The sequence below is a fragment of the Pseudomonas sp. TE3552 genome, assembly GCF_056278945.1.
Genome location: NZ_JBWBQJ010000001.1, coordinates 970,241 through 991,619, shown reverse-complemented (window position 1 = coordinate 991,619; position 21,379 = coordinate 970,241). Strand labels below are relative to the sequence as shown.

The 21,379-nt window shown below is 57.1% G+C and carries 15 protein-coding genes, 2 tRNA genes, 3 rRNA genes and 1 pseudogene; 8 read left to right on the top strand and 13 right to left on the bottom strand.

Annotation, left to right across the window (positions count from 1 at the left end; all coding sequences use genetic code 11):
* Positions 1–17: 17 nt before the first annotated feature.
* Together ACZ9BB_RS04345 and ACZ9BB_RS04340 are read right to left on the bottom strand one after the other, a co-directional pair.
* Positions 18–758 carry a thioesterase II family protein gene (locus ACZ9BB_RS04345; RefSeq protein WP_476212692.1) on the bottom strand — a complete coding sequence of 247 codons (741 nt, stop codon included), beginning with the start codon at positions 756–758 and terminating at the stop codon, positions 18–20.
* 126 nt (positions 759–884) lie between these two features.
* Complete coding sequence (locus ACZ9BB_RS04340; protein ID WP_476212691.1) at positions 885–2,057, bottom strand: MFS transporter; 1,173 nt, start codon at positions 2,055–2,057, stop codon at positions 885–887.
* A gap of 164 nt (positions 2,058–2,221) precedes the next feature.
* On the opposite strand from ACZ9BB_RS04340, the gene ACZ9BB_RS04335 reads away from it, so the two are divergent.
* Positions 2,222–4,045, top strand: coding sequence for a glycoside hydrolase family 15 protein (locus ACZ9BB_RS04335; protein ID WP_476212690.1), 1,824 nt, complete (start codon positions 2,222–2,224; stop codon positions 4,043–4,045).
* Positions 4,046–4,508: 463 nt separating this feature from the next.
* Positions 4,509–4,898 carry a hypothetical protein gene (locus ACZ9BB_RS04330; RefSeq protein WP_476212689.1) on the top strand — a complete coding sequence of 130 codons (390 nt, stop codon included), beginning with the start codon at positions 4,509–4,511 and terminating at the stop codon, positions 4,896–4,898.
* Between the two features lie 31 nt (positions 4,899–4,929).
* On the opposite strand, the gene ACZ9BB_RS04325 is transcribed toward ACZ9BB_RS04330, so the two are convergent.
* A complete protein-coding gene (locus tag ACZ9BB_RS04325) occupies positions 4,930–5,922 on the bottom strand; it encodes a GlxA family transcriptional regulator (RefSeq protein ID WP_476212688.1) in 993 nt (330 codons plus the stop codon).
* A gap of 91 nt (positions 5,923–6,013) precedes the next feature.
* On the opposite strand from ACZ9BB_RS04325, the gene inhA reads away from it, so the two are divergent.
* Positions 6,014–6,700 (top strand): isonitrile hydratase, encoded by a 687-nt coding sequence (gene inhA, locus ACZ9BB_RS04320; protein ID WP_476212687.1) that lies wholly within the window; start codon positions 6,014–6,016, stop codon positions 6,698–6,700.
* Between the two features lie 40 nt (positions 6,701–6,740).
* Here inhA and ACZ9BB_RS04315 read toward each other — a convergent pair whose 3' ends face one another.
* Genes ACZ9BB_RS04315 through ACZ9BB_RS04305 form a run of 3 tightly spaced genes read right to left on the bottom strand, consistent with a single transcriptional unit; the run spans position 6,741 to position 8,652 of the window.
* On the bottom strand, positions 6,741–7,577 hold the full coding sequence (locus tag ACZ9BB_RS04315; protein WP_476212686.1) for an SDR family NAD(P)-dependent oxidoreductase: 837 nt from the start codon (positions 7,575–7,577) through the stop codon (positions 6,741–6,743).
* 48 nt (positions 7,578–7,625) lie between these two features.
* Positions 7,626–7,883 carry an Atu4866 domain-containing protein gene (locus ACZ9BB_RS04310; protein WP_476212685.1) on the bottom strand — a complete coding sequence of 86 codons (258 nt, stop codon included), beginning with the start codon at positions 7,881–7,883 and terminating at the stop codon, positions 7,626–7,628.
* 31 nt (positions 7,884–7,914) lie between these two features.
* Positions 7,915–8,652 carry an SDR family oxidoreductase gene (locus ACZ9BB_RS04305; RefSeq protein ID WP_476212684.1) on the bottom strand — a complete coding sequence of 246 codons (738 nt, stop codon included), beginning with the start codon at positions 8,650–8,652 and terminating at the stop codon, positions 7,915–7,917.
* Positions 8,653–8,858: 206 nt separating this feature from the next.
* On the opposite strand from ACZ9BB_RS04305, the gene ACZ9BB_RS04300 reads away from it, so the two are divergent.
* A complete protein-coding gene (locus ACZ9BB_RS04300) occupies positions 8,859–9,794 on the top strand; it encodes an AraC family transcriptional regulator (RefSeq protein ID WP_476212683.1) in 936 nt (311 codons plus the stop codon).
* A 524-nt stretch (positions 9,795–10,318) separates the two neighbouring features.
* Here the strand turns inward: ACZ9BB_RS04300 and ACZ9BB_RS04295 are convergent.
* Positions 10,319–10,795, bottom strand: coding sequence for an SRPBCC family protein (locus tag ACZ9BB_RS04295; RefSeq protein ID WP_476212682.1), 477 nt, complete (start codon positions 10,793–10,795; stop codon positions 10,319–10,321).
* Between the two features lie 324 nt (positions 10,796–11,119).
* Between ACZ9BB_RS04295 and ACZ9BB_RS04290 the strand changes: the two genes are divergently transcribed.
* Positions 11,120–11,521 carry a lysozyme inhibitor LprI family protein gene (locus ACZ9BB_RS04290; RefSeq protein ID WP_476212681.1) on the top strand — a complete coding sequence of 134 codons (402 nt, stop codon included), beginning with the start codon at positions 11,120–11,122 and terminating at the stop codon, positions 11,519–11,521.
* Positions 11,522–11,730: 209 nt separating this feature from the next.
* Positions 11,731–11,901: pseudogene (locus ACZ9BB_RS04285) on the top strand (LysR family transcriptional regulator); the annotation flags it as partial.
* Between the two features lie 10 nt (positions 11,902–11,911).
* On the opposite strand, the gene mrdA reads toward ACZ9BB_RS04285, so the two are convergent.
* From mrdA to ACZ9BB_RS04255, 6 genes are all read right to left on the bottom strand, one after another.
* Positions 11,912–13,804: a penicillin-binding protein 2 gene (gene mrdA / locus ACZ9BB_RS04280; RefSeq protein WP_476212680.1), complete on the bottom strand. Its 1,893-nt coding sequence runs from the start codon at positions 13,802–13,804 to the stop codon at positions 11,912–11,914.
* A 244-nt stretch (positions 13,805–14,048) separates the two neighbouring features.
* Positions 14,049–14,164 (bottom strand): 5S ribosomal RNA (gene rrf / locus ACZ9BB_RS04275).
* Positions 14,165–14,324: 160 nt separating this feature from the next.
* Positions 14,325–17,216 (bottom strand): 23S ribosomal RNA (locus ACZ9BB_RS04270).
* A 237-nt stretch (positions 17,217–17,453) separates the two neighbouring features.
* A tRNA-Ala gene (locus ACZ9BB_RS04265) sits at positions 17,454–17,529 on the bottom strand.
* A 34-nt stretch (positions 17,530–17,563) separates the two neighbouring features.
* A tRNA-Ile gene (locus tag ACZ9BB_RS04260) sits at positions 17,564–17,640 on the bottom strand.
* Positions 17,641–17,803: 163 nt separating this feature from the next.
* Positions 17,804–19,342 (bottom strand): 16S ribosomal RNA (locus ACZ9BB_RS04255).
* Together the 16S, 23S and 5S rRNA genes with 2 tRNA genes alongside form the textbook arrangement of a ribosomal RNA operon.
* A gap of 680 nt (positions 19,343–20,022) precedes the next feature.
* Between ACZ9BB_RS04255 and rhtA the strand changes: the two genes are divergently transcribed.
* Complete coding sequence (rhtA, locus tag ACZ9BB_RS04250; protein ID WP_476212679.1) at positions 20,023–20,910, top strand: threonine/homoserine exporter RhtA; 888 nt, start codon at positions 20,023–20,025, stop codon at positions 20,908–20,910.
* A gap of 169 nt (positions 20,911–21,079) precedes the next feature.
* The gene (locus tag ACZ9BB_RS04245; RefSeq protein WP_476212678.1) at positions 21,080–21,361 is read left to right on the top strand and encodes a hypothetical protein; all 282 of its coding nucleotides are present in this window, start codon (positions 21,080–21,082) and stop codon (positions 21,359–21,361) included.
* The last annotated feature ends 18 nt before the right edge of the window (positions 21,362–21,379 follow it).

Sequence of the window (21,379 nt, the reverse complement as noted above, 5' to 3'; positions counted from 1 at the left end):
AAAGTGAACCGCGCGCGCTAAAAAACCGGCGCGGCCAGCTGCGCATGACGTCGGTGATGGACTTCCAGATGATTTTTGATAATCCGCAGCACCTTGGCTTCATGCTCATGAATGAAGAAATGCCCGCCGGTCATCATGTCCACCGAGAAACTGCCTTGGGTTTCCTGGCTCCAGCCGATCAATTGCTCGGTGGTGGCCTTGTCTTCCTTGCCGCCGAGCACGTGCACCGGGCACTTGAGCAACGGGCGCTGCATCGGACGGAAACGTCCGCAGAGCATGAAATCGGCGCGCAGGATCGGCAGCGTCAGGCTCATCAACTCCTGATTGGCCAACACGTCCTCGCTGGTGCCCTGAAAGGTGCGCAACTGATCGATCAACTGTTCGTCACTCTGCGGTTCGGCGAAGCCACGATCATAGTCACTGCGCATAGTCGGGGCGGCCGTGCCGGAAGCAAACAGCGCCACCGGTTCCGCAGCACCCAGGGCACGAAAGGCGTGGGCCATCTCGCAGGCCAGCAACGCCCCCAGGCTGTGACCGAACAGGGCATAAGGGCCGTGCAAGGACGGTTTGTGTTCCCTGGCCAATTGCAGGGCCAGGGCGCGCATGTCGGTCTGCAAGGGTTCGTCGTAACGGGCGCCCCGCCCCGGCAACTCCACCGGCTGCAACTGCAGCCACGGCGGCAACTGGCGCCGCCAGCGGCTATAGACCATGGCGCTGGCGCCCGAATAGGGCAGGCACAGCAGTGTCAGCTTCGTCACCGCACTTACCTCAATTGGTTATCTGTAAAAGAGAACGGATGAGGCGCGGTGAGAATTAGTCTGCAATGTCAGCCGCAACGCACTCTTTGTAGCAGCTGCTACGGATCGCATTGCGGGGTGTTCCATTTACTTGAGATGGCGATAGCTCTGCACCGCCGAACCCAACACCACGGAGCCGGCGGCAATCGCCACCCAGAACCCGTTGCGCGCACCGAACGCATCCACCAGCCAGCCCGAACTGGCCGCGCCGATCGCCACGCCGATGCTCAAACCGGTGACCAGCCAGGTCAGGCCTTCGGTGAGCTTGGCCGGTGGCACGATGCGCTCCACCAGCGCCATGGCCACAATCAGGGTCGGGGCAAAAAACAGCCCGGCGACGAACACCGCCAGCGACAGCCCGAAAATATTCGCCGCCAGCAGCAATGGCAACGTCGTCACCGCCGTCGCCACCCCGCCGTAGAGGAACAATTGCGGCAGCGGCAACTTGGAACGAAACACCCCGAACGCCAACCCGGCCAGGCATGAACCAATGGCATACACCGACAGCACAATACTCGCCGCCGCCGGCTGACCCTGCTGCTCGGCGAACGCTACGCTGACCACATCCACCACACCGACGATGGTGCCCATGGCGACCATCAACAGCATCAGCAACTGAATCTCGCTCGAGCGAATGATCGAGCCCTGATGGTGTTCTTCATGGGGATGCACCGGTGGCTCGGTGCCGCGCTGCAACACAAACGCCGTGACGCCGACCGCCAGCGCCAGCAATGCCGCCAATGGTCCCGCCTCGGGGAACACCGCCACGCATAGCCCCACCGACAGCGGCGGCCCGACAATAAAACACACCTCGTCCAGCACCGATTCCAGCGCATAAGCGGTTTGCAACTCAGGACGGCCGCGATACAACTCGGTCCAGCGCGCCCGCACCATCGCCGACATGCTGGGCATGCAACCGGCCAGCGCGGCAAACGCAAACAACGTCCAGTGCGGCGCCTGCAAACGGGTACATAGCAACAGCATCAACAACGCCCCACCACCGACCAATGCCGACACCGGCAAGATCCGGCTTTGGCCAAAACGGTCCACCAGCCGCGAAACCTGCGGCGCACAAAACGCCGTGGCCAGGGCAAAGGTCGCCGCGATGGAACCGGCCAGGCCGTAACCGCCCTGCAATTGCGAAAGCATGGTGATCAGGCCGATGCCGGTCATCGAAATCGGCATGCGCGCGAGCATGCCGGCCAGCACAAAGGCGCGTGCGCCTGGGGCATTGAATAGCTCGCGGTAGGGGTTTGCCATAGGTACCGACCTCAGCAAGGGGTCTGCAACTTGCCACAAACGTCTGCCCCTGGGAAAGCGTCGAATTGTTGCTTGAGTGTGAACGCCGGTCTGCCGGCAAATGAACTCTCGCAGGTTTAAACCAGTCAGCTAGATAGACCCTCGCTTTCCGGAGTTCCGCGGCAATGGCTGATCATTCCGAACGACAAAGCGCCATCGACGCCCACGGCATCATTGGCGACATGCGCAGCGCCGCGCTGGTCAACGACAAGGGTAGCGTGGACTTTTTCTGCTGGCCGGAATTCGACAGTCCGTCGATCTTCTGCGCGCTGCTGGACAGCCCCGAAGCCGGCATCTTCCAACTCGCCCCGGACCTGCCAGACGCTCGCCGCGAGCAGATTTACCTGCCCGACACCAACGTCCTGCAAACCCGCTGGATGAGCGATCACGCGGTGGTCGAAGTCACCGACCTGCTGCCCATCGGCGACAGCGAAGATGATTGGCCGATGTTGATGCGCCGGGTGCGGGTGGTCAGTGGCCAAGCGACGATCCACATGCATTGCGCCGTGCGGTATGACTATGCCAGGGCTCACACCAAGGTCCGGGCACGCGGCCAGAGTGTGTATTTCGAGGCCTCCGGTCAGCCAGCCCTGCAGCTGTGTTCGGATCAGCCCTTGAGCATCGAGGGCAATGCAGCGGTTGCCGAGTTCACCCTCGAACAGGGCCAGGGCGCCGAGTTCCTGCTCGGCGGCGTTGACGATGCGCGCTTCAAGGAAGGTGCCGCCGCACTGTGTCTGGAGCGCACCCTGAAGTTCTGGCGCGACTGGATCGGCCAGTCCAATTATCGCGGTCGTTGGCGGGAAATGGTCAATCGCTCGGCCCTGGCCCTGAAGCTGCTGACCTCGCGCAAACACGGTGCCATCCTCGCCGCTGCCACGTTCGGCCTGCCGGAAGCGCCCGGCGGCGAACGCAATTGGGATTACCGCTACACCTGGATCCGCGACGCCTCGTTCACCGTCTATGCCTTCATGCGCCTGGGCTTCGTCGAGGAAGCCAACGCCTACACGCGCTGGTTGCGCGGCCGGGTCAGCGATTGCCGCGGCAAGGCCATGAAGCTCAACATCCTCTACGCCATCGATGGCCGCCAGGAACTGCCGGAAGTCGAACTCTCGCATTTATCCGGCCATGGCGGTGCGACGCCGGTACGCATTGGCAATCAGGCCTATGAGCAAATCCAGCTGGACATCTTTGGCGAGCTGATGGACGCGGTGTACCTGGTCAACAAGCACGGTGAAGCGATTTCCCATGATGGCTGGAAACACACTGTGGAAGTGGTCGATCAGGTCTGCGAAACCTGGCAACAAAAAGACGTTGGCATCTGGGAAATGCGCGGCGAGCAGTATCACTTCCTGCACTCGCGATTGATGTGCTGGGTGGCTGTGGACCGAGCCATCCGGCTGGCCTCCAAACGCTCGCTGCCCGCCCCGTTCGCCCGCTGGGACCAGACCCGTCAAGCGATCTACACCGACATCTGGAGCAACTTCTGGAACGAAGAACGCGGGCATTTCGTCCAGCACATCGGCGGCACCGGCCTCGACGGTTCGATGTTGCTGATGCCATTGGTGCGCTTCGTCAGCGCCAGAGATCCGCGCTGGATCGCGACCCTTGAAGCCATCGAGAAAAGCCTGGTGCGCGCAGGCATGGTCTACCGCTACCGCAACGACGACGGCCAGATCGACGGCCTGCCCGGCACCGAAGGCGCCTTCGCCGCCTGCTCGTTCTGGTACGTCGAATGCCTGGCCCGAGCCGGCCAGGTGGAAAAGGCGCATTTGGAGTTCGAACAACTGCTTCGGTACGCCAACCCGCTGGGGCTGTACGCCGAAGAGTTCGACAGCCATGCCCGGCACCTGGGCAACACACCGCAAGCGCTGACGCACCTGGCGCTGATCAGCGCGGCGAGTTTTCTGGATCGGAAATTGAGCGGGGAGAAAAACTTCTGGCAGCCTTGAGACCGGGTCGCCTTCTTCGCGGGCAAGCCTCGCGCCTACAAGGTCATCCATAACCGCCAAAACTTGTCGGAAATGTCCCCTTTTACGACGTTTTTTGTAGGATCGAGACTACTCCCAATGAACTTAAACACGCACCGTCAGCCACTACTGTCCCTCCGTGGCGAGGGGGCTTGCCCCCGTTGGGGCGCGCAGCGGCCCCTTGAATGCACAACCCCACTCCTCCAGAAACACCGCATTTGCTGGCTTTGCGGCCGCTGCGCAGCCGAACGGGGGCAAGCCCCCTCGCCACAGAACCAGATAGGCCCAACCTACAATCACTAAACAAAACCAGCCCAATCAACACGCGGTAACTCATTCCTACATCCGGAAATACCTTGTTGCCAGCGCCTACATCCCTCCCTAACATCCACGCTCAACGGGAACAGCGGAGCTGTCCAACAAAACCCGAATTCAAGGAACCAGAATGACCCAGCGTATCCATCGCAGCATTGACGCCCCACTCCGATCAGGCCTGAACCGGGATGAACTGTGGGAGGGCCACGACAAAGGCCTGATCAAATGCTGGGAAATCGGCCGTCAACGCGCCGCCCGCTTCCCCGACCTCGCCCGACAATGCCTCACCGGTGAACTCCCGGTGCTAGGCTGGAAAGGTGGCGTCAGCCGCAGCCTGAAGAAACTCGAAAAATACGGATCTCTGAAATACCTCGCCCAATGGCAGGGATTGCGCGGGGAAGATCTGGATATTGATCTGAGCGCAGAGCGGGCATTGACCTGTTCCAGAACCAGAATGGTCGTGACGTTTACACCGGATCGGTCGAAGTATTTCAATCAGGTGGCGGACGTCGAAACCTGAGAGAAGGCTCTACGACGATTTGAATCGTCCCTCAAGGCATTACTGGATCTGCTGGAGGGTTGACGGAAAACCGCTCGCGATAGGCTTGCGGCGTCACGCTCATGGCCCGCAGGAAACTTCGGCGCAAGGTCTCTTCGCTGCCAAACCCGCATTGCACCGCGACCCGTTTGATCGGTACACCGGTGTCGCTGAGTAGCCGTCGCGCGGTTTCGACCCGAATCAGTTCGATGGCCCGCGCCGGGGTCTGGCCGGTGTCGGCGCGGTAGTGACGGACGAAGCTACGCTCGCTCATGCCGGCCTGCAAAGCCAAGGTCGGGATGCCGAGGTCTTTGGTGAGGTTTTCACTGATCCAGGCGTGAAGTTCGTCGAATCGGTTACCTTCTTTTTGCAAAGACAGGGTCACGCTGAATTGCGACTGGCCACCCGGACGCTTGAGAAATACCACCAATTGCCGGGCAACCTCCAGGGCCATGGTCCGGCCGAGGTCTTGTTCGACCATCGCCAGGGCCAGGTCGATGCCCGCGGTGACCCCGGCCGAGGTCCAGACCGGGCCGTCGTTGATGAAGATCGGGTTGGGTTCGACCTGTAGTTTGGGATGCTGGTGCGCCAATTGCTCACAGCGGGTCCAGTGCGTGACCACCCGCCTGCCATCGAGCCAACCGCTGGCCGCCAGCAAAAACGCCCCGGTACATACCGATGCCACGCGCCGACACCCGGTTGCATGCTCACGCACCCAAGCCACCAGTGACTGATCTTTCGCCGCGGCGTAAACGCCCCAGCCACCGGCAATGATCAAGGTGTCACTGCCCCGATCCGGCAACGGCTCTGCCAACAGCGCCAACCCCGCCGACGACATCACCGCCCCGCCACCGCTGGCAATCACCGACGGCGCATAAGGTGGGGGCAAACCTTGCTGACGGGCAATGTCGTTGGCTGAGGCAAACACCTGCAATGGCCCCGTAACGTCGAGCACTTGCACATTGGCAAAGGCCAGCACATGAATGGTTTTCGGGTGGCTAGGCATATTTGGCGTAATTCGTGGGGTGATTGGCGTATACGCCAGATCCTACGAGCCTAAAGTGAAGCCGTCCACCCAAACCAGGAGAAAAAACGCCATGACGTTGCAGATCGGTTTTCTGTTGTTTCCACAGGTTCAACAACTGGACCTGACCGGCCCTTATGACGTGCTGGCCTCGCTGCCGGACGTGAAAGTGCATCTGATCTGGAAGGATCTGATGCCAATCACCGCGAGTACCGGGCTGGTATTGAAGCCGACCATCGGCTTCGACGATTGCCCGCCGCTGGATGTGATCTGCATTCCTGGTGGCAGCGGTGTCGGGCCGTTGATGGAGGATGACGAAACCCTGGCCTTCATCAATGCCCAGGCCGCCAACGCGCGATATGTCACCTCGGTGTGCACCGGTGCGCTGGTGCTTGGCGCGGCGGGGTTGCTCAAGGGCAAACGCGCCACCACGCACTGGGCCTATCACTCATTGCTCGAGCGTTTGGGCGCGATCCCGGTGAACGATCGGGTGGTGCGCGACGGCAATCTGCTGACCGGTGGCGGGATCACCGCGGGGATCGATTTTGCCCTGACCCTGGCCACTGAACTGTTCGATGAAGACACGGCGCAACTGGTGCAACTGCAGCTGGAATACGCCCCGGCGCCACCGTTTGCTTCGGGCAGTCCCGAGACAGCGCCGGTCAGCGTGCTGGAGGAAGCCCGCAAACGCGCCGCCGCATCGTTGAAATTGCGCTCGGAAATCACCGAACGTGCAGCGGCGAAACTCGACCGCCGGTGAAAGAAACGGCAGCGGGGACCTAGATCCCCGCTGCCGTCCTTCAGGCCGGAAAATCCGTCGCCAGCGATGTGGCTTGCCATTGGCTGAGGTCCTGCTGCACCTGAGCGATTTTCTGCTGTGCCAGATCAACCGCAATCCGGCCCATGAACAGGTGCAGCGGCGGTTCGCTGACATTGACCGCCTGGATAATAGCCAGGGCTATCTTGTCCGGGTCGCCGGCCTGCTGACCGTCAAGGGTGTTCTGGTGCAGGTCCAGTGACGCTTGCGCGGCGGTGTAATCATCGATCCTGCGCTCGGCGACGGCCAGCGAAGCGCTGGACAGGAAACCCGTACGCACCGGTCCCGGATAAACCACGGTGGCCTTGATTCCCAACTCCTGAACTTCTGCCGCCAACGCTTCGGTCACGCCACCGAGGGCGAACTTGCTCGCCACGTAACTGCCCCAACCGGCATAACCGCCGTCGAAGCCGACGATCGACGAGATGTTGATCACGTGCCCACTGCGCTGGGCCCGCAACTGCGGCAAGGCGTGACGCAATACATTGAGCGGCGCAAACAGATTCACATCGAAATTGCGCCGCAACTCGCTGTCCGACAGTGCTTCGAAGGTGCCCTGCTGGCCGTAACCGGCGCAGTTGACGACCACATCAAGGCTACCGAAGACTTCAACGGTGCTTGCGATAGCACTGGCCACGCTGGATTCATTCATCAAGTCGACTTGCAGCGGCACAAAGCGCTCGCTGGCGGCCTGTAGCTCGCCGAGGTTACGGGAAGTGGCGGCAACGCGACCTCCCAAGGCCAACACGTGTTGCGCGAGGGCAAGGCCCAAGCCCTTAGAGGCGCCGGTGATAAACCAGGTTTTAGGAGCGTTTTTCATAAGTAAGTTCCTCTGTTTCAGTATTTGCTCGATAACATCAATGGCGCGTCACTCGGGCTGGCGGTACAGCACCATCCCCGCGTGATAGAGCACCCCGTCGCGAAAGTCGCCGTCAGCCGTGAAACCGGTGTCGTCGACATATTCGATGTGGTCGCCCTCCAGCCAATAGCGGCCCAGATAGGCGCTTTCCCGATGGCCGCGCGCTTCGTCGTAGCGCCCGCCGGGCAGCAGTTGGTGGCGGATCACACCGTCGGCGGTGACCCACAGGCCGACGTATTGGTCTTGATTGCCCGATGGTTTGGTCATTTCAGTTCTCCCGACTTCAATAGGCGACCGTTCAGAACGGACTGGCCGTCGGCCGCACGATCAATTCGCTGACATCCACATCGGCCGGCTGATCGATGGCGTAGGCAATGGCCCGGGCGATCGCAGAGGCGGGAATGGCAATCTTGCGAAACTCACGCATTTCGGCACGGCCACCAGCGTCGGAAATGCTCTCGGCCAGTTCGGATTCGGTCACGCCGGGGGAAATCACCGTGACCCGCACATCGCCCCCGACTTCCTGACGCAAGCCTTCGGAAATCGCTCGCACGGCGAATTTGGTGGCGCAGTACACAGCCGCGGTCGGGCTGACGGTATAAGCCCCTATGGAGGCGATGTTGATGAACTGACCGGAGCGCTGACGCTGCATCAACGGCAACCCGGCGGCGATACCGTGAAGGACGCCACGGATGTTGACGTCGATCATCCGATCCCACTCCTCGACCTTCAGTGCCTCGAGTTTCGACAGGGGCATGACCCCGGCGTTGTTGACGATCACATCGACCCGGCCAAAGCGTTCGACGGCGAAATCGATGAAGGCCTGTACGTCATCGCGGCGGGTAACGTCGACCGCCCTGAAGGCTGCGCTCTGGCCTGTTGCATTGAGTTCTGCGACCAGTGTTTCCAGGCGTTCTACGCGCCGGGCACCAAGCACCACATGGGCGCCCTGACTGGCCAGAAGACGGGCGCTGGCTTCGCCGATTCCGCTGCTAGCGCCGGTAATGACAACCACTTTGCCTTGAATGTTGGACATGAGTTTTTCCTTGATCTGGAGGCTGGAACATCCCGGATGGGGACGTTGCGACAGGTCCAGATTAGGGACGCTTCGATGGGTTTCGTTAGCCGGTTTCTCCTGGGTTCTTGCACGATCCTGTAGGCATAAAACAGACGCTGGCCGACACGTGCACAATCGGTTTTACTAGCCCCCGACTCAACCATCGGCCAAGGAGACTGTTCAGCATGACGGCTTCTACTTCCGCGAATGCCCTGCTCCAGGACGGCGTCGACATCAGGAGCGCCGAACTGGTGAGCCTGATGAAACGCTTTGCCACGGAGTACGGCGTTCACGCCACGCCGATCAAGGACTTGCACCTGATCCGCAGCGACCACCCCACCGAAGACCTGCACACGGTGCACAAACCGGGACTTTGCGTAATTGTCGAAGGACGCAAGGAAGTACGCCTGGCCGCTGAAAGCTACGTTTACGACCCGCTCAATTACCTGGTGGTGTCGGTCACCCTGCCCTTGGCCGGCAAAGTGATCGAGGCCAGCCCGGATCGGCCTTATCTGTGCATCCGCCTGGACATCGATCCGGCGCAGATCTGCCGTTTGATCGCCGATGTCAGCCCCATCGGGGTGCCTGGGCTGAGGAACACTGGACGCGGGCTGTTTCTGGACAGAATCGACGCGCCCTTGCTGGATGCCGTGTTGCGGCTACTGAGGCTGCTGGACACCCCGGAAGACATCGCAACCCTGGCGCCACTGGCACAACAGGAAATTTTCTATCGGTTGTTGCGCGGCGAGCAGGGCCAGCGCTTGCATGAAATCGCCATCCCCGACACCCAGACCCACCGTATCAGCCGCGCCATCGAATGGCTGAACAATCATTACGCCGAACCTTTGAGCATCGAAAACCTGGCGCAGATGATCAACCTCAGCACCTCGGCGCTGCATCACCGCTTCAAATCGGTGACAGCCATGAGCCCGTTGCAATACCAGAAGCAGCTGCGCCTGCAGGAAGCGCGGCGGCTGTTGTTGTCGGAGAACAGCGACATTTCGTCAATCGGCTACAAGATGGGTTACGAAAGCCCTTCGCAATTCAGCCGTGAATACAGCCGTCTGTTTGGCACCTCGCCGAGCAAGGACATCGCCCGACTACGCGCTCAGGCGATTTAACAGTTTTGTGTACGCCAGAATCAGGCAAATCAAGGGCATAAAAAAACCCGCCTAAGCGGGTTTCTCAAGACCATTGCGACATCCTGTCGGCAGCCATCCTGGCGTATGGTCGATCATCCGTGATCCTGAGCACGTCCTGTGCTGCAGTTGATGGATCCAGATTAAACGCATCGGTGAAGCTTAAAAAGACGACATACCACTGGCTACGTGTAAGTCATTGACCATTCAATGCAGGTTGCAGTTTTCTAAAGACGAAAAAAAACCCGCCGAAGCGGGTTTTTCCCAAGACCATATCGACTCCCTGTCGGCAGCGATCCTTTGCTATGGTCGATCATCCGTGACCCTGGAGCACTTCCTGTGCTTCAGTTGATGGAGCTAGATTACCCTTCGGATCCAATCCGCAATAGACGACATAGCTACTACCGCGTGTAAGACATTCGCCATAGCCGCCCCTCCGAAAACCCTTAGACGTATCAGTGATCAAGTGCCGGGGTCGCAAGTTTAGCGGCCTGCAGCCATCAGCCTCACTGGTGCTCGTGGGCGTTGGTTCTCAGAAACTCTTCGATATTGTTCATCTGCTCATCCCAGCCACGGCTGTCCATACGGAACGCCTTGAGCCTGCGCGACTGAGGGATATGATCGAAACCGGACTCGACGACCGTCAACAACGTGCCTTCGTCCATATCCTGGAGTTCGAATTTCACCAGCGTGGTGGGTTCCTGCGAGTAGTCTTTATCGGGCTCGACCGCATATGGATGCCAGCGAAACGAAAATACCCGCTCCGGCTCGACACGCTCCACCAGTACATTCCACAACAAGTGCTCATAACCAGGATAAGTAATCTGCCCCTGGGTCCACTCGCCGGAGACAAAACGCTTGCCCTCCAGCGCCACGCCGAACCACTGCCCGAAGGCTTCGGCATTGGCCAGCACGCGCCACACCTGCGAGCGCGGCGCCTTGAGCAGGATCTTCCTTTCGATGCGATCTGATGCTGGGTTCATAAGTCACCTCCTGTATTTGAACAGTAGGCCTGTAAAGACCATAAGACCAACCTAAAAGTTGTATCAAACGGGTGCCGCAATCAAGCGAGCCTGAAATATTCGGCCTCGATTTTGCCCATAAGTTCTGGTTTGAAAAGGAGATTCAGAGGGTTGAAACTAGCGCCCGCGTGCCCTGGCTTGAATATGAATCGAATGAGAAATGTCCTGAATGGCAGACATAGTTTCCGGACACCCCACAAGTGCTGCGTCAGGCTGCTGATTTGTTGACTGGTGGCGCCCCGCTACACTGCTTCTCAATTTCCCCTGTCACAGCGAGAAATCCCCATGCCCCCACGCTTGCTCCTGGCGCTGGCGCCACTTTTGTTCAGCACCCTTGCACAGGCCGTCGACTGCGACAACGCCACCGATCAAACGACGATGAATCAGTGCGCGGCGCAGCAGAACAAGGCGGCCGACAAAGAGCTGAATACGCTGTACCAGCAGATCACCACACGGCTGAAAGACAGCCCCGACGCCAAAAAACTGTTGGTCAGTGCTCAGCGCTCATGGATTGCCTTTCGCGATGCCGAATGCGAGTTCTCGGCGTCCGGGGTGGAGGGCGGCAGTGTGTATCCGCTGATCCATAGTAACTGCACCACCGAGCTGACCAAGGCTCGGGTCGAGACGTTCAAGAATTACTTGAAATGCCAGGAAGGGGATTTGAGTTGTCCGGTGCCTGGGGCTTGATGCTGCGGTGTTCTTGAGGGCCTCTTCGCGGGCAAGCCTCGCTCCTACAAGGGTTTCGGCGGTACATAAATTGTGTGTCCACCAAAAATCCAATGTAGGAGCGAGGCTTGCCCGCGAAGGCGTCCGCTCAGGCACCAACAATTACCGAACAAATACCTGCGCCGTCGTAATCGACATATCTCCACCCGGCAACTTGATGCTGCCGATCGGTGCGTCGGGATGTCGAGCAAGGTTTGCTCTGGCGTTTACCGCCGGAAGACGGGGTGGTGGATTTCGATATCCAGCTGTTGTGGAATCGCGAGCAGAAGATGAGCCAGGCCGAAACTGTGTTTCTGGAAAGCTTCCAGCACATGCTCAGCATTCGTGAGACTGTGCTGTGAAGCTTTATCGTTAGACGTGAGGGTCGCCCGGCGCTTTGCTCGGCGCGGCGTATTGCGGCTTCAGGTGACCGTCCTGATCGAGTAGCCAGGCGTCCATGATCTGCCGCACCACGGGACCGGCAACGCGGCCACCAGCCTCGCCGTTTTCGATCATCACCGAGATGACAATCTTCGGATGTTCAGCCGGGGCGAAACCAACGAATAAAGCATTGTCGCGGTTGCGCTCAAGGGTTTTCGCCCGGTTGTAGCGCTCGCCTTGCTTGATCGCCACCACTTGCGCGGTACCACTTTTACCGGCGATGCGGTACTGAGCCCCCTGCGCTGCCGCTCGGGCAATCCCACGGACGTCGTGCATTACCATTTGCATACCGTGGTTAACCTGCTCCCAATCACGCGGGTCCTTGAGCAGGATGTTCGGCATCGGGTGTTCATCTACCGGCGCCACGCCATCCACGGTCTTGGCCAGGTGCGGTCGGTTCCATACCCCCTTGTTGGCGATCAGCGCGGTGGCCTGGGCCAGTTGCAGAGGAGTGACCTGCATATAGCCCTGCCCGATGCCGAGGATCACCGTTTCACCCGGGAACCACGCTTGACGGCGCGTGGCGCGTTTCCAGGCCTGGGATGGCATCAACCCGGGAGACTCTTCGAACATGTCCAGCGAGACCTTCTCGCCAAGGCCGAACATCGCCATGTAGTCGTGCAGGCGGTCGATGCCCAGCTTGTGGGCCAGGTCGTAGAAGTAGGTGTCGTTGGAGCGCATGATCGCCGCGTCCATGTCCACCCAGCCATCGCCACTGTGGTTCCAGTTACGGTATTTATGATCGAAATCCGGTAGCTGGTAATAGCCCGGATCGAAGACGCGGGTTTGAGGGGTGACCACGCCGGCGTCGAGGCCGGCAATCGCCACTTCCGGCTTGATGGTCGAGCCCGGCGCATAAAGGCCGCGCAACACGCGATTAAACAGTGGCCGGTCGATGGAGTCGTGCAGTGCCGCATACTCCTTGAAGCTGATGCCAGTGACGAACAGGTTCGGGTCGAAGCTTGGCTTGCTGACCATCGCGAGCACTTCGCCGGTCGATGGGTCGAGAGCGACTACCGAGCCACGGCGATCACCCAGCGCGGCTTCTGCGGCCTCCTGAAGTTTGACGTCGAGGCTCAGTACGATGTTTTTGCCTGGGACTGGATCGGTGTGCTTGAGTACTCGCAGGACGCGGCCCTGCGCATTGGTCTCAACCTCTTCGTAGCCTACATGGCCGTGCAGCTCGGACTCGTAGAACTTTTCAATGCCGGTCTTGCCGATGGATTGCGTACCACGGTATTCCACCGAATCCAGGGCCTTGGATTCTTTCTCGTTGATACGACCGACGTAACCGATCGAATGCGCAAAGTGCGCGCCCATCGGGTAATGACGAACGAATTGAGGCTCTACGTCGATCCCTGGCAAACGGAACTCGTTTACTGCCAACACCGCAATCTGTTCTTCGCTGAGCTCGTAGAACAAGGTGACGGGCACGAAGGGGTGTCGAGCCTGCTTCATTGCCTTGTCGAACAGTGTGCGGTCTTCGGTCGGCAGGTGCAGGAGGTTGACCACCTCATCCAGCTCTTCCTTGACATCTGATGTGCGCTCGCGGGTGATGGTCAGGTTAAAACTGGGCCGGTTATCCGCCAGAAGCACGCCGTTGCGATCATAGATCAACCCGCGAGTGGGAGGGATCGGCAATACATGTACACGGTTATTTTCGGAGATCGTCGAGTGGTAGTCATACTCGACCACTTGCAGGATATACAGGCGCACTACCAGCGCGCAGGTAATGGCGACGACGAACAAGGCGCAGGCCATCAGCCTTTTGTTAACCAGGCGCGTCTCTTTTTCGTGGTCCTTGATCGGTATCGGTTCGGGCATTTCTGCAGCAGCTCTTTGACTGTAGAGGAGTGCCGATCCGTAGGCTTGAAATCAGTCCGTTAAAAAACGAACTGCACCATACCAAAAACGGTGTGGTCACTTTAGCGCGTCTGCCAAAATTTCATAAACGATGCAGCTAACATCAGGAATAGCGGTCGGGATATCCCTTCACTTGTCACGGCACTTTCCTGCGGACAAAACAAAACCCCTACCTGCAGATGCAGATAGGGGTTTCGGAATTTAATCTTGACGATGACCTACTCTCACATGGGGAAACCCCACACTACCATCGGCGATGCATCGTTTCACTGCTGAGTTCGGGATGGGATCAGGTGGTTCCAATGCTCTATGGTCGTCAAGAAATTCGGGTACCGAACCGTCTTTCGACGCTTCAGCAAATTGGGTATGCGATAGTTTGTGTGTTTACTTCTCGAACTTTCGGTTCATTGCGTCTTCACACACCGCAATCTGGTGCCCTTTCGCTCTTCAGCTCGAAGCCTACAAATTGCTTGGGTGTTATATGGTCAAGCCTCACGGGCAATTAGTATTGGTTAGCTCAACGCCTCACAGCGCTTACACACCCAACCTATCAACGTCGTAGTCTTCGACGGCCCTTCAGGGGACTCAAGGTCCCAGTGAGATCTCATCTTGAGGCTAGTTTCCCGCTTAGATGCTTTCAGCGGTTATCTATTCCGAACATAGCTACCCGGCAATGCCACTGGCGTGACAACCGGAACACCAGAGGTTCGTCCACTCCGGTCCTCTCGTACTAGGAGCAGCCCCTCTCAAATCTCAAACGTCCACGGCAGATAGGGACCGAACTGTCTCACGACGTTCTAAACCCAGCTCGCGTACCACTTTAAATGGCGAACAGCCATACCCTTGGGACCGGCTTCAGCCCCAGGATGTGATGAGCCGACATCGAGGTGCCAAACACCGCCGTCGATATGAACTCTTGGGCGGTATCAGCCTGTTATCCCCGGAGTACCTTTTATCCGTTGAGCGATGGCCCTTCCATACAGAACCACCGGATCACTAAGACCTACTTTCGTACCTGCTCGACGTGTCTGTCTCGCAGTCAAGCGCGCTTTTGCCTTTATACTCTACGACCGATTTCCGACCGGTCTGAGCGCACCTTCGTACTCCTCCGTTACTCTTTAGGAGGAGACCGCCCCAGTCAAACTACCCACCATACACTGTCCTCGATCCGGATAACGGACCTGAGTTAGAACCTCAAAGTTGCCAGGGTGGTATTTCAAGGATGGCTCCACGCGAACTGGCGTCCACGCTTCAAAGCCTCCCACCTATCCTACACAAGCAAATTCAAAGTCCAGTGCAAAGCTATAGTAAAGGTTCACGGGGTCTTTCCGTCTAGCCGCGGATACACTGCATCTTCACAGCGATTTCAATTTCACTGAGTCTCGGGTGGAGACAGCGCCGCCATCGTTACGCCATTCGTGCAGGTCGGAACTTACCCGACAAGGAATTTCGCTACCTTAGGACCGTTATAGTTACGGCCGCCGTTTACCGGGGCTTCGATCAAGAGCTTCGCGTTAGCTAACCCCATCAATTAACCTTCCGGCACCGGGCAGGCGTCACACCCTATACGTCCACTTTCGTGTTTGCAGAGTGCTGTGTTTTTAATAAACAGTCGCAGCGGCCTGGTATCTTCGACCGGCGTGGGCTTACGGAGCAAGTCCTTCACCCTCACCGGCGCACCTTCTCCCGAAGTTACGGTGCCATTTTGCCTAGTTCCTTCACCCGAGTTCTCTCAAGCGCCTTGGTATTCTCTACCCAACCACCTGTGTCGGTTTGGGGTACGGTTCCTGGTTACCTGAAGCTTAGAAGCTTTTCTTGGAAGCATGGCATCAACCACTTCGTGTTCTAAAAGAACACTCGTCATCAGCTCTCGGCCTTAGAATCCCGGATTTACCTAAGATTCCAGCCTACCACCTTAAACTTGGACAACCAACGCCAAGCTGGCCTAGCCTTCTCCGTCCCTCCATCGCAATAACCAGAAGTACAGGAATATTAACCTGTTTTCCATCGACTACGCTTTTCAGCCTCGCCTTAGGGACCGACTAACCCTGCGTCGATTAACGTTGCGCAGGAAACCTTGGTCTTTCGGCGTGGGTGTTTTTCACACCCATTGTCGTTACTCATGTCAGCATTCGCACTTCTGATACCTCCAGCAAGCTTCTCAACTCACCTTCACAGGCTTACAGAACGCTCCTCTACCGCATCACCTAAGTGATACCCGTAGCTTCGGTGTATGGTTTGAGCCCCGTTACATCTTCCGCGCAGGCCGACTCGACTAGTGAGCTATTACGCTTTCTTTAAAGGGTGGCTGCTTCTAAGCCAACCTCCTAGCTGTCTAAGCCTTCCCACATCGTTTCCCACTTAACCATAACTTTGGGACCTTAGCTGACGGTCTGGGTTGTTTCCCTTTTCACGACGGACGTTAGCACCCGCCGTGTGTCTCCCATGCTCGGCACTTGTAGGTATTCGGAGTTTGCATCGGTTTGGTAAGTCGGGATGACCCCCTAGCCGAAACAGTGCTCTACCCCCTACAGTGATACATGAGGCGCTACCTAAATAGCTTTCGAGGAGAACCAGCTATCTCCGAGCTTGATTAGCCTTTCACTCCGATCCACAGGTCATCCGCTAACTTTTCAACGGTAGTCGGTTCGGTCCTCCAGTCAGTGTTACCTAACCTTCAACCTGCCCATGGATAGATCGCCCGGTTTCGGGTCTATTCCCAGCGACTAGACGCCCTATTAAGACTCGCTTTCGCTACGCCTCCCCTATTCGGTTAAGCTCGCCACTGAAAATAAGTCGCTGACCCATTATACAAAAGGTACGCAGTCACCCAACAAAGTGGGCTCCCACTGCTTGTACGCATACGGTTTCAGGATCTATTTCACTCCCCTCTCCGGGGTTCTTTTCGCCTTTCCCTCACGGTACTAGTTCACTATCGGTCAGTCAGTAGTATTTAGCCTTGGAGGATGGTCCCCCCATATTCAGACAAAGTTTCTCGTGCTCCGTCCTACTCGATTTCATGGCCAAGAGATTTTCGCGTACAGGGCTATCACCCACTATGGCCGCACTTTCCAGAGCGTTCCGCTAATCTCAAAGCCACTTAAGGGCTAGTCCCCGTTCGCTCGCCACTACTAAGGGAATCTCGGTTGATTTCTTTTCCTCAGGGTACTTAGATGTTTCAGTTCCCCTGGTTCGCTTCTTAAGCCTATGTATTCAGCTTAAGATAACCATCTTATGATGGCTGGGTTCCCCCATTCAGACATCTCCGGATCAAAGTCTGTTTGCCGACTCCCCGAAGCTTTTCGCAGGCTACCACGTCTTTCATCGCCTCTGACTGCCAAGGCATCCACCGTATGCGCTTCTTCACTTGACCATATAACCCCAAGCAATCTGGTTATACTGTGAAGACGACATTCGCCGAAAATTCGCGATTAAACTCACAAATTTTACCTTAGCCTGATCCGTTACCAGTGAAAATAACGTTCAGTCTATCTTTCTATCACATACCCAAATTTTTAAAGAACGATCTAATCCAAAGACTAGAAATCAACATTCACCATCATCACGATGGAATGCTCATTTCTAAGCTTTCAACAAACAGAAGCAGTAGTGGTGGAGCCAAACGGGATCGAACCGTTGACCTCCTGCGTGCAAGGCAGGCGCTCTCCCAGCTGAGCTATGGCCCCGTATTTCTACAGGCGTTTCCCACACAAGCAAAATTGGTGGGTCTGGGCAGATTCGAACTGCCGACCTCACCCTTATCAGGGGTGCGCTCTAACCAACTGAGCTACAGACCCAATTTCGAGCTACTCAGGCCGACCTCACCCTGCTCTTTACACAAAGCATGGGGTGCGCTCTAACCAACTCAGCTACAACCTGATACAGGCTGCTTCTTTATCGTCTTCTTCAATGAATCAAGCAATTCGTGTGGGAGCTCATGCAGCAGCTGATGTCGTCGATTAAGGAGGTGATCCAGCCGCAGGTTCCCCTACGGCTACCTTGTTACGACTTCACCCCAGTCATGAATCACACCGTGGTAACCGTCCCCCCGAAGGTTAGACTAGCTACTTCTGGTGCAACCCACTCCCATGGTGTGACGGGCGGTGTGTACAAGGCCCGGGAACGTATTCACCGCGACATTCTGATTCGCGATTACTAGCGATTCCGACTTCACGCAGTCGAGTTGCAGACTGCGATCCGGACTACGATCGGTTTTATGGGATTAGCTCCACCTCGCGGCTTGGCAACCCTCTGTACCGACCATTGTAGCACGTGTGTAGCCCAGGCCGTAAGGGCCATGATGACTTGACGTCATCCCCACCTTCCTCCGGTTTGTCACCGGCAGTCTCCTTAGAGTGCCCACCATGACGTGCTGGTAACTAAGGACAAGGGTTGCGCTCGTTACGGGACTTAACCCAACATCTCACGACACGAGCTGACGACAGCCATGCAGCACCTGTCTCAATGTTCCCGAAGGCACCAATCCATCTCTGGAAAGTTCATTGGATGTCAAGGCCTGGTAAGGTTCTTCGCGTTGCTTCGAATTAAACCACATGCTCCACCGCTTGTGCGGGCCCCCGTCAATTCATTTGAGTTTTAACCTTGCGGCCGTACTCCCCAGGCGGTCAACTTAATGCGTTAGCTGCGCCACTAAGAGCTCAAGGCTCCCAACGGCTAGTTGACATCGTTTACGGCGTGGACTACCAGGGTATCTAATCCTGTTTGCTCCCCACGCTTTCGCACCTCAGTGTCAGTATCAGTCCAGGTGGTCGCCTTCGCCACTGGTGTTCCTTCCTATATCTACGCATTTCACCGCTACACAGGAAATTCCACCACCCTCTACCATACTCTAGCTCGACAGTTTTGAATGCAGTTCCCAGGTTGAGCCCGGGGATTTCACATCCAACTTAACGAACCACCTACGCGCGCTTTACGCCCAGTAATTCCGATTAACGCTTGCACCCTCTGTATTACCGCGGCTGCTGGCACAGAGTTAGCCGGTGCTTATTCTGTCGGTAACGTCAAAACAATTACGTATTAGGTAACTGCCCTTCCTCCCAACTTAAAGTGCTTTACAATCCGAAGACCTTCTTCACACACGCGGCATGGCTGGATCAGGCTTTCGCCCATTGTCCAATATTCCCCACTGCTGCCTCCCGTAGGAGTCTGGACCGTGTCTCAGTTCCAGTGTGACTGATCATCCTCTCAGACCAGTTACGGATCGTCGCCTTGGTGAGCCATTACCTCACCAACTAGCTAATCCGACCTAGGCTCATCTGATAGCGCAAGGCCCGAAGGTCCCCTGCTTTCTCCCGTAGGACGTATGCGGTATTAGCGTCCGTTTCCGAGCGTTATCCCCCACTACCAGGCAGATTCCTAGGCATTACTCACCCGTCCGCCGCTCGCCACCAGGTACAAGTACCCGTGCTGCCGCTCGACTTGCATGTGTTAGGCCTGCCGCCAGCGTTCAATCTGAGCCATGATCAAACTCTTCAGTTCAAACATCTTTGGGTTTTTAAGAAACCCTAAACTTGGCTCAGCAATCGTTGGTTACATCTTTGATTTCTCGCGGAGTAACTTGTGATGCTGATAATCTTGTTGACTATCAGTCTGACTCCACAAGCACCCACACGAATTGCTTGATTCAGCTGTTAAAGAGCGGTTGGTTAAGATCTTTCGTCTCAACCGAGGCGCGCATTCTACAGCAGCGCTTGTTACTGTCAAGTGATTATTTTCAGAAGTTTTCAAAGTTTCGCTTGGAAATCTTTAACAACTTCAACCACTTGCGCTTCCGATCTCTCGTTAGCGGGAGGCGAATTCTACAGCGTTACTCGCTGCTGTCAACACCTGTTTTTCACCGCTTTCGACCGAGACGATCGAACCGTCAAAAGAGCCAAACAACACCGCCCTTTCAACTCCTTCGGGCCTCGATGAACTGAAGCGTAACCGCTGTCGAAAACTGCGTAACTCTTTGTTTACCAAGGAGTTTTCCGTTTCGACTGCGCCGGAAGTGGGGCGAATTATAGACGTACAGAATCTGCCGTCAACCCTTAATTTGGCTTTTCTATCAGGACGTTCATAATCCCTGCGTATATATAGACGCGCTCACAACGAATGCGCAGTATATTGCCCAACTACAGAATAATACTCTCGCTTCCTACCTCGGACGATGCCACGCAATGAATGACCACCCCCGCAGCCTCGCCTCGATCCTGTTCTCGGTCGGCCTGCTTTTGATAGCCATGGCATCGATCCAGTCCGGAGCCTCCCTGGCCAAAAGCATGTTCCCTGTTATCGGCGCTCAAGGGACGACCACCCTTCGACTGATCTTCGCCAGTGTGATCATGCTGCTGCTATTGCGACCATGGCGAGCAAAGCTCACCGCAAAATCCCTGCGCACCGTTATCGTCTACGGCATGGCGCTGGGCGGCATGAACTTCCTTTTCTATATGTCCTTGCGCACTGTCCCCCTGGGTATTGCGGTAGCTCTGGAATTCACCGGTCCACTGGCAGTCGCCATTTATGCCTCACGTCGGGCGATCGACTTTCTCTGGATCGCTCTGGCGGCCATCGGTTTACTGCTGTTGATTCCGACCGGCGCCACAAGTGCAGGAATTGATCTGATCGGTGCAGGTTATGCCCTTGGTGCTGGCATCTGCTGGGCGCTGTACATTCTGTTCGGGCAGAAGGCCGGCGCCGACAACGGTGTGCAGACCGCAGCATTGGGCGTAATGATTGCTGCATTGTTCGTAGCCCCCATCGGCATTGTCCACGCTGGCGCTGCACTGCTGACACCCTCGCTGATTCCTGTGGCAATCGGAGTCGCCATTCTGTCCACCGCCCTGCCCTATACACTGGAAATGGTTGCCCTCACTCGGATACCGGCGCGGACCTTCGGCACATTGATGAGTATCGAACCTGCGTTCGGCGCGCTGTCCGGCCTGTTGTTCCTCCATGAATACCTTTCACTGTCACAGTGGATGGCTATCCTGTGCATCATTCTGGCTTCCGTCGGCGCGACCATGACCATGGGAAGTACCGCCAAGCCCGCGGTCGCAGCGGATTGAAACGAGATTTGACGAAAGTCTGGTATTTGCCGCTCAATTAGGCCATGTTTAGACCACGTAACTCAGTGTCAGACATGGATTTTTTCAGATAGGGATATCAGAACGCTTCAAGCGAAAGCGAATGCAGGCAGACCCGGGCACAAGATCCGGGGCCTCTATAAGGACAGCAATGAAACGAATTTTGATACTGATCGCCGTACTTGCAGTTGCGGGCTGCGCGGCGACCTCGAAATCCCAGATCAAACACGGCAAGAAAGGGCTGCATATCAACTGTTCGGGACTGTCGTCCTCCTGGGACAAGTGTTACACCAGCGCCGCCAACTCATGTGCGCCCAAGGGCTACAAAGTGATCGCCAAGTCGGGGGATGCGGTGGAAGAACCCGGTGATTATCCGTTCGGCCTCAACCCGGCCGGCTATACCAGCCGCAGCATGATCGTCATCTGCAAGTAACCCTCCCCTCTATCGGGT